A 13,778-nucleotide genomic window follows, 5' to 3' on the forward strand; every position below is an offset into this window, starting at 1 on the left:
AAATTTTGATTTTCTAAAGTTTTTTTTGTCAATTAGCATTCTACTTTATTATTTAAGGTATAGTTTTTGCCTTTAATAACTATAATTAGTATTTTTAATGCAGAAAGGAAGTTAATTATGGATGATAATTTTTCACCAAGAGTAAAAGATGTAATTGCATATAGTAAAGAAGAAGCATTGCGCTTAGGCCATGATTTTATTGGTACTGAGCATTTAATGTTAGGGCTTTTGCGCGATGGCAATGGTAAAGCTATTAGTATTTTAAACGCTTTAGATATAGACTTGAATCATTTGAGACGTAAAGTTGAAATTTTAAGTCCGGCAAACCCCAATATTAGTATTGCTACCAATCAAAAAAAGAACTTACATCTTACAAGACAGGCAGAACGCGCCTTAAAAACAACGTTTTTAGAAGCCAAATTGTTTCAAAGTACCTCTATAAATACAGCTCATTTATTACTGTGTATTTTAAGAAACGAAAATGACCCCACTACCAAGCTTTTAAATAAGCTGAAAGTTGACTATGATAATGTTAAAGAACAATTTAAATTTATGATTACAAACGATAATGATTATATAGAGCCAAAAGCTGAATCTTTTCAAGATGATAGCTCAAGCCCTGAAGAAGAATCTTCAAAAGATATTTTTAATACCCCATCTAACAAAACCAATAAAAAATCTAAAACCCCTGTTTTAGATAATTTTGGACGCGATTTAACGGCTTTAGCCGAAGAAGGTAAACTAGACCCAGTTGTGGGGCGTGAAAAAGAAATACAACGCGTATCTCAAATTTTAAGTAGAAGAAAGAAAAACAATCCGCTTTTAATTGGTGAACCTGGTGTTGGTAAAAGTGCCATTGCCGAAGGTTTAGCCTTAAGAATTGTTAAACGTAAAGTTTCTAGAATACTGTTTAACAAACGTGTTGTAACCCTAGATTTAGCAAGCTTAGTAGCTGGAACTAAATACCGCGGACAGTTTGAAGAACGTATGAAAGCCGTAATGAATGAGCTTGAAAAAAATGATGACGTTATTCTTTTTATTGATGAAATTCATACCATTGTAGGCGCTGGTGGTGCTACCGGTAGCTTAGATGCTTCAAACATGTTTAAACCCGCCTTAGCACGTGGCGAAATTCAATGCATTGGTGCTACAACTTTAGATGAGTACAGACAATACATTGAAAAAGATGGCGCTTTAGAGCGTCGTTTCCAAAAAGTAATTGTTGAACCAACAAGTGTTGAAGAAACCATAGAGATACTCAATAATATTAAGGGTAAATACGAAGAACACCACAACGTTGACTACACACCTGAAGCCATTGAAGCCTGTGTAAAATTAACCAATAGGTACATGACAGAGCGTTTTTTACCAGACAAAGCTATTGATGCTCTAGATGAAGCTGGATCTCGTGTACACATTACAAACATTGATGTGCCTAAACAAATTATAGAGCTTGAAAAACAACTAGAAGGCATTAAAGAAACTAAAAATGCCGTTGTAAGAAAGCAAAAATATGAAGAGGCTGCTAAACTTAGAGATGATGAAAAACGTATAGAAAAAGAACTTGCTATAGCCCAAGAAAAATGGGAAGAAGACACCAAACAACATAGAGAAATTGTAACTGAAGACAATGTGGCAGATGTTATTTCTATGATGACAGGTGTTCCTGTAAACCGTATTGCACAAACCGAAATTAACAAGTTAGCGGAGTTACCAAACTTAATTAAAGGTAAAGTCATTGGTCAAAATGAAGCAGTAAGTAAAGTTGTTAAAGCCATACAGCGTAACCGTGCTGGTTTAAAAGACCCTAATAAACCTATTGGTTCGTTCATTTTCTTAGGGCAAACCGGTGTTGGTAAAACACAATTAGCTAAAATACTTTCAAAAGAATTATTTGATAGTGAAGATGCCCTTGTTAGAATTGATATGAGTGAATACATGGAAAAGTTTGCCATTTCAAGATTAATTGGTGCACCTCCAGGATATGTTGGCTATGAAGAAGGCGGCCAGTTAACCGAAAAAGTACGCCGCAAACCATATGCCGTTATTCTGTTAGATGAAATTGAAAAAGCACACCCTGATGTATTTAACATGCTTTTACAAGTACTTGATGATGGCTATTTAACCGATAGTTTAGGTAGAAAAATAGACTTTAGAAATACCATTATTATCATGACATCAAACATTGGAGCCAGAAAACTTAAAGATTTTGGTACAGGTGTTGGTTTTGGTACCTCGGCACAAAAAGCACAAGAAGATGCTAATGCCCGAAGTGTTATTGAAAATGCTTTGAAAAAATCATTCGCTCCAGAGTTTTTAAATAGAATTGATGATGTTATTGTTTTCAACCCGCTTGAAAAAGAAGACATCAACAAAATTATTGATATTGAGTTAGAAAAACTTTTAGCAAGAATTAAAAATCTTGGTTACATTTTACAATTAACTAATGATGCTAAAGATTATATTGCCGATAAAGGTTTTGATAAACAATACGGTGCAAGACCTTTAAAGCGCGCTATTCAAAAATACATTGAAGATGCTTTAGCTGAAGAAATTGTATCAACCAACGTACAAGAAGGTGATAAAATAACTATTGATTTAGATAGTGATTCTAATGAATTAAAAATTTCAGTTGAAAAGGCTGAAAAATCTGCAGAGTCATAAATCTGAATAAAATAACTCTAAATAAAAAGAGCTAACTTTAACGGTTAGCTCTTTTTTTATAATATTATCATTAAGCTTTTTCGGGCACTTTAAATAACAACACAATACCCACTAAAAAAAACACGAATAGAAACAAAATAGCTGAACGCATACTTTCTATTTGATCTACAACAGCAAAAATTGTCATACCAATTACTATCCCTATTTTTTCGGCAACATCAAAAAAGCTAAAATATGATGTAGTATCATCAGTTTCTGGTAAAAACTTTGAATAGGTAGACCTTGCTAAAGACTGCACACCTCCCATTACAAAACCAACTATTACTGCAGCTATGTAAAATTGTATAGGTGTTTTCATAAAAAAGGCATAAAAACACAGTGCCATCCAAATGACATTTATTACAATAAGTGTTTTTATATTACCATATTTTTTAGACATTCTAGATGTCATTACTGCGCCACCAACAGCCACTAATTGAATAACTAAAATACTTACTATTAAACCTTGGGTTTTTTCATCGTTATTAGCCCAAGCTATTTCTTTTTCACCAAAGTAAACAGCCATTAGCATTATGGTTTGCACCGCCATACTAAACACAAAAAAAGCATTTAAATATCGTTTTAACCTTAAATTACCTTTTAGTTGTTGCCATACTAATTTTAATTCTTTAAAGCCATTAAAAACCAAATATTTAGTTACTTTATGTCCTTTTGAGCTTCCTTTAGGTAAGTAATAAAAAGTGTATTGGCTAAACAAAATCCACCAAAGACCTACAGTTACAAATGAATATTTCATCATTTGCATTTTAGCAGCCCCGTCTGTTTGACTCATAACCATGGCTAAATTCACAATAAGCAAAATTACACTACCAATATACCCCCAAGAAAAACCTTTAGCGCTTATGCTATCTTGTTGTTCTGGAAAAGCAATATCTGGTAAATACGAGTTATAAAACACCAAACTCCCCCAATAGCCCAACAGCCCCATAAAATAAAAAAGCACACTTGTGTGTATATAATTTAAGTTGAAAAAATATAAGCCTATACACCCAAAACCGCCCATATAGCAGAAAAATTTCATAAAATTCTTTTTATTACCAACATAATCTGCAATACCCGATAATACTGGAGAAAGAAATGCTACTACTAAAAATGTAAACGCTGTTACTATAGATATTAAAACAGTTTGCTTCATTTCAAAACCAAAAGCACTTACTAATTGGTCTTTATTTTCAAATAAACTTGAATAAAATATTGGAAATATTGATGATGCAATGGTTAGCGTATAAACCGAATTTGCCCAATCATAAAACGCCCATGCATTTAATAGTTTTTTACTTCCTTTTTGCAGTGTAGCCATAATAAAAAAGCTGCTCTTTAATGAGCAGCTTCTAAAGTAAAAAAATATTTTTATTGAACCCCAACTTAAAGCAGCTTTTGAGCGCATTTAAATTTGAAGAAAAATAAAACCCCGCTCAATTGCGGGGTTTTATCATTATCTTTTTTGTATTAAAACTATTTTCTAAAAGAAGTCACACCAAACTTAGCAGCTTCGGCTTTAGCTTGAGGCGCTAAAGCTTTTAGGTTAGCTATTCTAGAATCGTTAGATGGGTGTGTACTTAACATTTCAGGCGGTGCTTGTCCACCACTATTAGCTTTCATACGCTCCCATAATAATGAGGCTTCATCTGGTGTGTAGCCTGCAATAGCCATTAAATAAATACCAATTTTGTCGGCTTCTGTTTCATGACTTCTACTAAAAGGTAACATAACACCAACTTGCGAACCAACACCGTAATATTGGTTAAAGGCGTTTCTAGATTTTTCATCTTTTATGGCAATGTTTCCTGCAACAGCAAGTCCTGCTTGTAAATACCCCGCACTCATACGTTGTTGCCCATGGTTTGCTAATGCATGAGCTACCTCATGCCCCATTATGGCAGCAACACCTGCTTCATTTTTTGCTATGGGTAAAATACCTGTGTAAAACACAATTTTACCTCCTGGCATACACCAAGCATTTACGGTTTTATCATCTACTAAATTGTATTCCCATTTATAATCATTTAAATAGCCTTGATGCCCATTGGCATTTAACCATCGCTCTGCAGCTACAGCTATTTTTTGGCCAACACGTTTAATCATTTCGGCATCTTTTGTACCTGTAATTACGTTGTTTTCAGTTAAAAACTGATCATATTGTGCAAAAGCCGTTGGAAACAACTGTGAGTTTGGTACCAAAGCCAATGTTTTTTTTCCTGTAAAAGGGTTATGTGCACATGCTGTAACAATGGCTGCAACACCCCATAATGCTATTACTTTTTTTAGTTTCATTTTAGTTATTTTATTTCATTATAAAAATACAAAAATTGTTTTGCTGTAGTTTTTAGACACTCATTTTTTTTATTTGTCACATTATTTTTAAGTGTTTTATTTAATATACGTGTTATGAAATACTTTAGATACCGACTTACTATAAAAATATTTGATTTATGAAAAACCTACTTCTTTTATTATGTTTAAGTTTTTTGTTTAGTTGCAATAGTAATGCTCAAAAAAAAGAACAAAAAAAGGAAACATTTGAAATTACAAAAACTGATGCCGAATGGAAAACACAATTAACTGAGCAAGCATATTATGTTTTAAGAAAAGCAGGTACAGAACGCGCATTTACAAGTCCGTTAAACAAAAACTACAAACCAGGTGTGTATGTTTGTAAAGCTTGCGAAACACCTTTGTTTAAAAGTGAACACAAATACGATTCTGGTAGTGGTTGGCCTAGTTTTGATAGAGAAATTAAAGGCAATGTAGCTTTTTCTACAGATTATAAAATTGGTTACGCCCGCACCGAAGAACATTGCGCCACTTGCGGTGGCCATTTAGGGCACGTGTTTAATGATGGCCCTAGAGACACCACAGGAAAAAGACACTGCATTAATGGTGTAGCACTTAAATTTATACCTAAGGAATAGGCATTTTAAACCTTGCATTGGTTATTTATTAGTAACTTGTTGGTAATAATTATGAATGTATTTACCAATGAAAAGTTACTTACCTAGTGTTATAAAACAATTTGAATACTACAAAAGTTTAGGTGATAAAACCTTTGAACAATTAACGTTTGATGAATTACAGCATGCCTTAGCCATTGATATTAATGCAATTACTGTTATCGTTAAGCACATGGTTGGCAATATGTTGAGCCGTTGGACTAACTTTTTAACTGAAGATGGTGAAAAAGCATGGCGCTACCGTGATACTGAGTTTGAAAATACTTATACCTCTAAAAAAGAACTAATTACTGAATGGGATAAGGGTTGGAATTGCTTGTTTGAAGCTGTTAAAGCGCTTAATGAAACTAATTTAGAACACATCATTTATATTAGAAATCAGGGGCATACGGTTACTGAAGCTATTAACCGGCAATTGGCACATTACGCATACCATGTTGGGCAAATTGTATTTATAGGTAAACTTTTTAAAGGTGAACATTGGCAAAGTTTATCTATACCAAAAGGTGGTTCTAATGTGTATAACTTAGAAAAATTTAGTAAGAAAAAAACCAAAAAACATTTTACTGATGATGTGTAAAATACTTTTACTGAGTAGCACCCGCAAGAAGGATTGAGGCATTTGTTGGAGCTCTCCCGGTTACGGGAAGCGACTGCCGAAAGCCTGTTTGCCCTAAGGCAACTTGCTCAAAAAATTGTTATTCTTCTTCTACTCTGTGTATGCTTTTAAAGGGCCTAATTATAAGGCGGGCTTCTCTATCAAAACGGATGTAATTATAAACCCAGTTTACAAATACCACCATGCGGTTTCTAAAACCTATTAAAAAGAAAAGGTGCACAAACATCCAAACATACCATGCAAATACGCCTTGAAATTTGTACTTTTTTAAATCTACTACGGCTTTATTTCGGCCAATGGTTGCCATAGAGCCTTTATCTTTATATGTAAAGGGTTTCATGGGTTTTGTTTCAATTAGGTTTAATAAATTATTGCCTAATTGTTCGCCCTGTTGTATGGCAGGTTGCGCCATCATGGGTAAGCCGTTTGGGAAATCATCGGTTTTCATACAGGCAATATCTCCTATGGCAAAAATATGCTCAAAAGCTTTTACTTGGTTGTATTGGTTTACGGCAATGCGGTTGCCGCGTGTTACAAAATCTGCGCTATCTAATCCGTTTATGGTTGCCCCTTTTACGCCGGCTGCCCATACTAGGGTTTGGGTTTCAAACGTTAAATCTGTATTAGTGGTAACGGTTTTACCATCATAATTGGTTACGCGTACGTTTTTCCAGATGTTAACACCTAGTTTTTCAAGAAAATCTTCGGCTTTGGCTGAGGCTTTGTTGCTCATGCCTTTTAAAATTCTGTCGCCAGATTGTATGATGTGTATTTGTGCTAAACGGGTATCTAAATCGGGGTAATCTTTGGGTAAAATGCCTTTTTTTATTTCGGCTAATGCACCTGCAAGTTCAACGCCTGTTGGCCCACCACCTACTATTACAAAATTCATTAAGGCGTTGCGCTCGTTTAAATCGGAGGTTAATAGCGCATCTTCAAAATTTTCTAGAATTAAACTGCGTAAATTTAATGATTGTGGTATGGTTTTCATGGCCATACTGTGCTTTTCAATTTCAGTATTACCAAAATAATTAGTTGCAGATCCTGATGCTATTACAAGATAATCAAATTTTAAATTGCCAATATTGGTTTTTACGGTATTGCAGGTGGTATCAATATATTCCACATTTGCCAACCTAAAATAAAAATTTGGAAAATCTTGCAATACTTTTCTAATAGGGTACGCAATAGAATCAGGCTCTAAGCCACCGGTTGATACCTGATATAATAAAGGTTGAAAAGTATGGTAGTTATGTTTATCTAACAATACAACTTGTACTTCTTGTTTTGATAATTTTTTAGCTAAAGCTACGCCTGCAAAACCACCACCAATAATAATTACCCTTGGATAACTTGTTCTAGGAATATTCATATAATAACACTTGGTGTGCAAATGTAGTAAAAGATACAAATTTATAATGCTCTAAATTCTTTATTCAAAAAGCATTTTGTAAATTCGTAGCCTAAAATTTAACACATGAGTAAATACGATATTATAGTTCTTGGAAGTGGTCCTGGAGGGTATGTTGCAGCCATTAGAGCATCACAATTAGGTTTTAAAACAGCTATTGTTGAAAAAAGCGAACTTGGTGGCATATGCTTAAACTGGGGGTGTATTCCAACAAAAGCCCTTTTAAAATCTGCTCAAGTTTTTGAATACCTTAAGCATGCTGAAGATTATGGCTTAAAAGTTAAAGATGCTGAACATGACTTTGATGCTGTAGTTAAACGTAGCCGTGGCGTTGCAGATAGTATGAGTAAAGGTGTGCAATTTTTAATGAAAAAAAATAAAATTGACATTATTGAAGGTTTTGGAAAACTAAAACCTGGTAAAAAAATTGATGTTGATGGTACCGAATACAGTGCCGATAATATTATTATTGCCACTGGTGCGCGCTCTAGAGAGTTACCAAGTTTACCACAAGATGGTGAAAAAGTAATTGGCTATAGAGAAGCTATGACATTAAAAAAACAACCCAAAAAGTTAGTAGTAGTTGGCTCTGGTGCTATTGGTGTTGAATTTGCTTATTTCTACAATTCTATTGGTACTGAAGTTACTATTGTAGAATATTTACCAAATATTGTACCTGTTGAAGATGAAGATGTATCTAAACAACTAGAACGCTCATTTAAAAAGAATGGCATTAAAGTAATGACATCTGCCGAAGTTACTAGCGTAGACACTTCTGGCAAAGGTGTTAAAGCTACTGTAAAAACTAAAAAAGGCGAAGAAATTTTAGAAGCTGATGTTATTTTAAGTGCCGTAGGTATTAAAAGTAACATTGAAAACATTGGCTTAGAAGATGTTGGTATTGTTGTAGATAGAGATAAAATTTTAGTAAACGATTTTTACCAAACTAACATACCAGGTTATTACGCCATTGGCGATGTAACACCTGGGCAAGCATTAGCACACGTAGCATCTGCCGAAGGTATTTTATGTGTTGAAAAATTAGCAGATATGCACGTTGAACCTATTGATTATGGTAATGTTCCTGGTTGTACTTATTGTACGCCTGAAATTGCCAGCGTTGGTTTAACCGAAAAACAAGCCAAAGAAAAAGGTTTAGATATTAAAGTTGGTAAATTTCCATTTTCAGCTTCTGGAAAAGCTAAAGCTGGTGGAAATTACGAAGGTTTTGTAAAAGTAATTTTTGATGCTAAATATGGCGAATGGTTAGGTTGCCACATGATTGGTGCTGGTGTTACCGATATGATTGCCGAGGCTGTTGTAGCAAGAAAACTTGAAACCACAGGGCATGAAGTTTTAAAAGCAATTCACCCACACCCAACAATGAGTGAAGCTGTTATGGAAGCTGTTGCCGATGCTTATGATGAAGTAATTCATTTATAAAACAAACGATTTTTAAAAATCAACATAATAAAAAGCGGATAGAAAGCGTATTTCTATTCGCTTTTTTCTTCTTCCTTATTCTTACTTTTTAGGTCTTTATATTGTTCTTTTTGTTTTGATAATGCTTTTGTAGATTTAAACAGAAGAAACCCTAAAAAACACACAAAACAAATAAGCACACAAACAAGTAGGTTTATTTGCATAATTTACTATTAATGATTTGGTATGTATTTAAGACCCTAATAAATCAAACAAGTCACAACCAATACAATGTTTTTACAAAAAGCTACTAATAGCCAGCTCATAACTTTGTAAACCAAAACCTAAAATAACACCTTTAGCATGCGGTGAAATGTATGATTGATGCCTAAATGCCTCTCTGCCAAACGTATTAGATATATGCACTTCAACAACCGGTGTTTCAATACCTTTTATAGCATCTCCAATACCAATTGATGTATGTGTATATGCACCTGCATTTAAAACTACACCATCATAACTAAAACCAACCTCGTGAAGTTTATTAATTAACTCACCCTCTACATTTGTTTGGTAATACTCTAAATTAACATTTGGGTATTTGGTTTTTAAGGTTTTAAAATAATCTTCAAAAGTTAAACTGCCGTATATTTCTGGTTCACGTTTACCTAACAAGTTAAGGTTGGGTCCGTTTATAATTATAAGTTTTTTCATGCCGTAAATATATTTAAAAATGAAGCATAAAAAAAGGAAGCTTTTCAGCTTCCTTTTAAGTATTAATTTTATAATTTCTTTATTGAAACTTGTAGCCAACACTTAATTGCACAGTACCCAAATTTGTATCAAAATCATCAAACTCAGATAAATTAGCAATTCCTAAATTATATCTTAGGTTAAAAAACAATGGTAAATCTGCTAGTTCATAACCAGCACCTAATGCTAAACCAAAGTCAAAACTTTTAGTAGCATCTTCAATTCCAGAATCTGCAGATATTCTCACACCAAATTGTGGTCCAGCTTCTAAACTTAAACCTTCTGCTGCGTAATATTTGGCTATTCCTAAAATTCTAATAAAGTTTGCTTCTAAATCTTCAGACCCTTCACCAGAAAAAAGAACTTCAGGTTGAATTGCAAATGTCTCATTAATATTAAAATCTGCTATAGCACCAATATGAAAGGATGTTCTACCGTCTGCATCGGCATCTTGTCCAAACTTTGAAAAATTCAAACCAGCTTTTACTCCAAAAACAGGTTCTTGTGCTTGCATAGACACTGTGAATACTACAGCTACTAAAACTGTAAAAATAGTTTTTTTCATTATAGATTATTTTTAATTAGCATCTACAAAAGTAAGATAATTACTATTTTAAAGTTTTGGCTTTGTATTATGATTTTGTTATTAGAATATTACTTAAAAAAAAAGGAAGCTGAAAAGCTTCCTTTATAATATATTATGTTTTACTTTTTTTAAAAATGTAAAGCAAATCCAACTCTAACTTCAAATAAACCTTCATCTGTAAAATCTTCATTCATTGAGTGGCTATAACGTAAACCTGGTTCAATACTTACATTTTGTCCTAAAAAGAAAGCATATCCACCTTGAATACCTAACCATAAAGGGTTCTCATCAAAATCCTTAATGCTAGCTCCGTTTAGATCAATCTGAACAGGTATTTGGCTATTAATATAATATTTAGCTCCTAATTTATAAGAGAAAACTGAATCTCCATCATAATCTGTGTAACCTAAACCTAATTTTACAGCTAAATCATCTGCTACAAAATATCCTCCTTCAGTTCCAACAGACCAAATTGTAGTTCCATCAACAGACACTAAACCAAAACCTGTATTAGCTGTATGCTGAAATAAACCTACTTCTCCTCCAGCCGAAAATCCTGTATTAGCTTCAATTAACCATTTACCTTTTGATGTTTGTCCACCATTGTCACTATCTTGTGCATTCATAGTGAATCCAAAAACTGCAAAAGCAGCCATTAATAAAATTTTTTTCATTTTTAAATAATTTAAAGATTAGTTGCAGCAAACGTAAATCTAAATTTTGACTTAACCAAATTAATTTTACCGTTAATCAGAATAAAAACGCATTTTAACGATAAAAATCAACATTTCACCTATACTAAAACGTTAAATTTCATACACTTATGAAAGAAAATAATTTCAATAAATAATAGCGTTATTTTAAGTATTTTTACAAATATGAAATGGAATAACGCTTTAACCGATTATAAATTGTACTTAAAAATAGAACGTGGTTTATCGGCCAATTCTATTGAAAATTATGCTAGAGATGTACAAAAATTAATTACATTTTTAGAAGATAATGCTATTACGATATCGCCTATTGCTATTTCTTCAGACATTATAAAACAATTTATTTATACCATTGCTAAACACGTTAATGCGCGTTCGCAATCTAGAATTATTTCTGGTTTACGCAGCTTTTTTGGGTACTTGGTATTTGAAGATTACAGAAATGACAACCCTTTAGAACTTATTGAAGCACCTAAAATAGGCAGAAAATTACCCGATACACTTACTGAAGAAGAAATTGATAGCATAATTACGGCCATAGATTTAAGTAAACCCGAAGGCGAACGCAATCGCGCAATGCTTGAAACCCTTTACGGTTGCGGCTTGCGTGTAAGCGAACTTGTTAATTTAAAATTATCAGATTTATTTTTTGATGAAGGTTTTATAAAAGTTACTGGTAAAGGTGATAAACAGCGTTTTGTACCCATTGTTGAAACCACACAACATTATATTAACATCTATAAAAACCAGGTTAGAAACCACTTAGCTATTAAACCCGGTTTTGAAGACACTTTATTTTTAAACAGGCGTGGTAAACAACTCACCAGAGCTATGGTATTTACTATTGTGAAGCAGTTAGCTGAAAAAATAGGTTTAAAAAAGAATATTTCTCCCCACACGTTTAGGCATTCTTTTGCTACACATTTACTTCAAAATGATGCCGATTTACGTTCAATACAACTTATGCTTGGGCATGAAAGCATTACCACTACCGAAATTTATGTGCATGTAGACAAAAGCCATTTAGCCAAAGTAGTTGAAACGTATCATCCTAGAAAATAGTTGTTAGTTGTTTGAAACGGCTTCGGCTATTAGTTTTACTTGAATTCAACAATAAATTCATTAAGTAAAAACTTATAATTGAAAATCCTCACGGATTTTCAGAAGTGCGCGAGACCAAGCAATTACTTATAGCCATTGTTGGCAACAAGCTGAAAAACTCGTTAAAACAAGAAAGATATTGATTGAATTTGATAATTTAGTATCTTTGATTAAAAGAAACTCGAAATGAATATAGAAGCTAGAAAATTAGAATTTATTCAAGAATTCCTAAAACTTCAAAGCGAGGAAGCAATTTCCAAGCTTGAGAAAATATTGAAAAAGGAAAAAGACACTTCTGACGAAAGGCTGTTTAAGCCTATGAGTATTGATGAGTTAAACATACGAATTGACAAATCAGAATCGGATTTCAAAAATAATCGATTTAAAACAAGTTCTGAACTTTTAGCCAAATACGAATAATGAATTTTAAAATTATTTGGTCTGACTTTGCGGAAACTCAACTTGACGAAATTTATGAATATTACGAAAAAAAAGCTAGTTTAAAAGTTGCTACTAAAATTGTAACTAGAATAATTAAAGAATCGGAAAAATTAATCAAAGCGTCTTTCATTGGACAAGAAGAAGAATTACTTAAAGATAGAGAAATTCAATATCGTTATTTGGTTTTCAAAAACTACAAAGTAATATATTCTGTTGATGAACAAAACGGATTTATAAAAATTGCTGATGTTTTTGATACTCGGCAATATCCACCGAAAATGAAACGAACAAAATAAAGCCAGTTGCCAACAATGTATAAAATTAATTTCTTGATTCTAGCCTACTTACGAAAATCCTCGCGGATTTTCTATTCAGTTTTTATTTGCTAAATCAGTTGCTTAAACCACGCAACTAATCTTATACGAGACCGTTGGGTGTAGTTTTTTTATTCGGTTATTCTATTTTTTAAATCCATTTGTCCGTGTAAAATTCTAGTAATTTCAATCGGTAGGTTAATTCGGTTTAGGTAAAAATGATATGTCTGCTTGTTTTAAGTCCGAATAAGTCATTGGTTATTCCCTCGTAATTTTTTCCTAAATCAGGGTTATTAGCAATGTCTTGGCAAGTATCTAAAAGCAAGTTATAATATCTGTCAGCTTGTTGTTCATACCACTTTTCAATAGTGTACTCCCAAATTCCAGTTAAATCTTCAACCGCCTTGTTAGTCAGTTCATATTTAGCCATTATTCTTATGTCTAGCTTTTAATTCCTGAAGATGTTTTTCTGGGTCAAAATCGTGTGCAATTCCACTGTCAATTCCTTCTTGGATTGCATTTCTCAGAGCAATGACTTTACTTTCTTCGTTTTCTAAAAGTCGAAGACCAGCTCTAATGACTTCACTTACATTTTTATATCTTCCAGCTGAAACTTGGCTACTTACAAATTGGTCAAAATAATTACCATTACCGAGTGATATTGATGTGTTTTTACTCATAACTCAAATATTTACTCAAAAACACCAAAAATTGGTAATATTTCTAAATTACACCTAACTATA

Annotated in this window: 14 protein-coding genes and 1 pseudogene; 7 read left to right on the top strand and 8 right to left on the bottom strand. The window is 33.0% G+C overall.

The features are described 5' to 3' along the window. The first annotated feature begins 117 nt into the window (after positions 1 to 117). Positions 118 to 2,664 (top strand): ATP-dependent Clp protease ATP-binding subunit, encoded by a 2,547-nt coding sequence (locus ACYX4H_RS14680; protein ID WP_476237015.1) that lies wholly within the window; start codon positions 118 to 120, stop codon positions 2,662 to 2,664. A gap of 70 nt (positions 2,665 to 2,734) precedes the next feature. Here the strand turns inward: ACYX4H_RS14680 and ACYX4H_RS14685 are convergent, their stop codons facing one another. After that, a complete protein-coding gene (locus ACYX4H_RS14685; protein WP_476237016.1) occupies positions 2,735 to 4,024 on the bottom strand; it encodes an MFS transporter in 1,290 nt (429 codons plus the stop codon). 155 nt (positions 4,025 to 4,179) lie between these two features. Beyond that, entirely contained in the window at positions 4,180 to 4,998 is an 819-nt protein-coding gene (locus tag ACYX4H_RS14690) for a M48 family metallopeptidase (protein WP_476237017.1), read from the bottom strand. 158 nt (positions 4,999 to 5,156) lie between these two features. On the opposite strand from ACYX4H_RS14690, the gene msrB reads away from it, so the two are divergent. Beyond that, a complete protein-coding gene (gene msrB / locus ACYX4H_RS14695) occupies positions 5,157 to 5,636 on the top strand; it encodes a peptide-methionine (R)-S-oxide reductase MsrB (RefSeq protein WP_476237018.1) in 480 nt (159 codons plus the stop codon). A gap of 67 nt (positions 5,637 to 5,703) precedes the next feature. Further along, positions 5,704 to 6,255, top strand: a complete 552-nt coding sequence (locus tag ACYX4H_RS14700; protein WP_476237019.1) for a DUF1572 family protein — start codon at positions 5,704 to 5,706, stop codon at positions 6,253 to 6,255. Positions 6,256 to 6,373: 118 nt separating this feature from the next. Here the strand turns inward: ACYX4H_RS14700 and ACYX4H_RS14705 are convergent, their stop codons facing one another. Next, positions 6,374 to 7,666 (bottom strand): NAD(P)/FAD-dependent oxidoreductase, encoded by a 1,293-nt coding sequence (locus ACYX4H_RS14705; RefSeq protein WP_476237021.1) that lies wholly within the window; start codon positions 7,664 to 7,666, stop codon positions 6,374 to 6,376. 105 nt (positions 7,667 to 7,771) lie between these two features. Here ACYX4H_RS14705 and lpdA point away from each other — a divergent pair, with 105 nt between their 5' ends. Then, positions 7,772 to 9,148: a dihydrolipoyl dehydrogenase gene (gene lpdA, locus ACYX4H_RS14710; RefSeq protein WP_476237022.1), complete on the top strand. Its 1,377-nt coding sequence runs from the start codon at positions 7,772 to 7,774 to the stop codon at positions 9,146 to 9,148. A gap of 276 nt (positions 9,149 to 9,424) precedes the next feature. Here the strand turns inward: lpdA and aroQ are convergent, their stop codons facing one another. The 3 genes from aroQ to ACYX4H_RS14725 form a co-directional block, all read right to left on the bottom strand. Further along, a complete protein-coding gene (gene aroQ, locus ACYX4H_RS14715; protein ID WP_475296566.1) occupies positions 9,425 to 9,841 on the bottom strand; it encodes a type II 3-dehydroquinate dehydratase in 417 nt (138 codons plus the stop codon). A gap of 79 nt (positions 9,842 to 9,920) precedes the next feature. Further along, positions 9,921 to 10,445: a porin family protein gene (locus ACYX4H_RS14720; protein ID WP_475296567.1), complete on the bottom strand. Its 525-nt coding sequence runs from the start codon at positions 10,443 to 10,445 to the stop codon at positions 9,921 to 9,923. A gap of 149 nt (positions 10,446 to 10,594) precedes the next feature. Further along, entirely contained in the window at positions 10,595 to 11,140 is a 546-nt protein-coding gene (locus tag ACYX4H_RS14725) for an autotransporter outer membrane beta-barrel domain-containing protein (RefSeq protein ID WP_476237023.1), read from the bottom strand. A 204-nt stretch (positions 11,141 to 11,344) separates the two neighbouring features. Between ACYX4H_RS14725 and xerD the strand changes: the two genes are divergently transcribed. The 3 genes from xerD to ACYX4H_RS14740 all read left to right on the top strand — a co-directional run bounded on the left by xerD (position 11,345) and on the right by ACYX4H_RS14740 (position 13,017). Beyond that, positions 11,345 to 12,241, top strand: coding sequence for a site-specific tyrosine recombinase XerD (xerD, locus tag ACYX4H_RS14730; protein ID WP_476237025.1), 897 nt, complete (start codon positions 11,345 to 11,347; stop codon positions 12,239 to 12,241). A gap of 225 nt (positions 12,242 to 12,466) precedes the next feature. Next, the gene (locus ACYX4H_RS14735; protein ID WP_476237026.1) at positions 12,467 to 12,700 is read left to right on the top strand and encodes a hypothetical protein; all 234 of its coding nucleotides are present in this window, start codon (positions 12,467 to 12,469) and stop codon (positions 12,698 to 12,700) included. Further along, positions 12,700 to 13,017, top strand: coding sequence for a type II toxin-antitoxin system RelE/ParE family toxin (locus tag ACYX4H_RS14740; protein WP_476237027.1), 318 nt, complete (start codon positions 12,700 to 12,702; stop codon positions 13,015 to 13,017). Before ACYX4H_RS14735 ends, ACYX4H_RS14740 begins: the two co-directional genes overlap by 1 nt. Before the next feature lie 149 nt (positions 13,018 to 13,166). On the opposite strand, the pseudogene ACYX4H_RS14745 reads toward ACYX4H_RS14740, so the two are convergent. Continuing rightward, a pseudogene (locus ACYX4H_RS14745) lies at positions 13,167 to 13,465 on the bottom strand (type II toxin-antitoxin system RelE/ParE family toxin). After that, the gene (locus ACYX4H_RS14750; RefSeq protein WP_476237028.1) at positions 13,458 to 13,715 is read right to left on the bottom strand and encodes a type II toxin-antitoxin system ParD family antitoxin; all 258 of its coding nucleotides are present in this window, start codon (positions 13,713 to 13,715) and stop codon (positions 13,458 to 13,460) included. The pseudogene ACYX4H_RS14745 and the gene ACYX4H_RS14750 overlap by 8 nt, the downstream one beginning before the upstream one ends. Positions 13,716 to 13,778 lie beyond the last annotated feature (63 nt).

This window comes from Seonamhaeicola sp. ABD4_340, from assembly GCF_056312135.1.

Excerpts from the sequence above, each read along its gene's own strand:
- ACYX4H_RS14680 (WP_476237015.1), top strand. The coding sequence starts at position 118 with ATGGATGATAATTTTTCACCAAGAGTAAAAGATGTAATTGCATATAGT.
- ACYX4H_RS14685 (WP_476237016.1), bottom strand. The coding sequence starts at position 4,024 with ATGGCTACACTGCAAAAAGGAAGTAAAAAACTATTAAATGCATGGGCG.
- ACYX4H_RS14690 (WP_476237017.1), bottom strand. The coding sequence starts at position 4,998 with ATGAAACTAAAAAAAGTAATAGCATTATGGGGTGTTGCAGCCATTGTT.
- msrB (WP_476237018.1), top strand. The coding sequence starts at position 5,157 with ATGAAAAACCTACTTCTTTTATTATGTTTAAGTTTTTTGTTTAGTTGC.
- ACYX4H_RS14700 (WP_476237019.1), top strand. The coding sequence starts at position 5,704 with ATGAAAAGTTACTTACCTAGTGTTATAAAACAATTTGAATACTACAAA.
- ACYX4H_RS14705 (WP_476237021.1), bottom strand. The coding sequence starts at position 7,666 with ATGAATATTCCTAGAACAAGTTATCCAAGGGTAATTATTATTGGTGGT.
- lpdA (WP_476237022.1), top strand. The coding sequence starts at position 7,772 with ATGAGTAAATACGATATTATAGTTCTTGGAAGTGGTCCTGGAGGGTAT.
- aroQ (WP_475296566.1), bottom strand. The coding sequence starts at position 9,841 with ATGAAAAAACTTATAATTATAAACGGACCCAACCTTAACTTGTTAGGT.
- ACYX4H_RS14720 (WP_475296567.1), bottom strand. The coding sequence starts at position 10,445 with ATGAAAAAAACTATTTTTACAGTTTTAGTAGCTGTAGTATTCACAGTG.
- ACYX4H_RS14725 (WP_476237023.1), bottom strand. The coding sequence starts at position 11,140 with ATGAAAAAAATTTTATTAATGGCTGCTTTTGCAGTTTTTGGATTCACT.
- xerD (WP_476237025.1), top strand. The coding sequence starts at position 11,345 with ATGAAATGGAATAACGCTTTAACCGATTATAAATTGTACTTAAAAATA.
- ACYX4H_RS14735 (WP_476237026.1), top strand. The coding sequence starts at position 12,467 with ATGAATATAGAAGCTAGAAAATTAGAATTTATTCAAGAATTCCTAAAA.
- ACYX4H_RS14740 (WP_476237027.1), top strand. The coding sequence starts at position 12,700 with ATGAATTTTAAAATTATTTGGTCTGACTTTGCGGAAACTCAACTTGAC.
- ACYX4H_RS14750 (WP_476237028.1), bottom strand. The coding sequence starts at position 13,715 with ATGAGTAAAAACACATCAATATCACTCGGTAATGGTAATTATTTTGAC.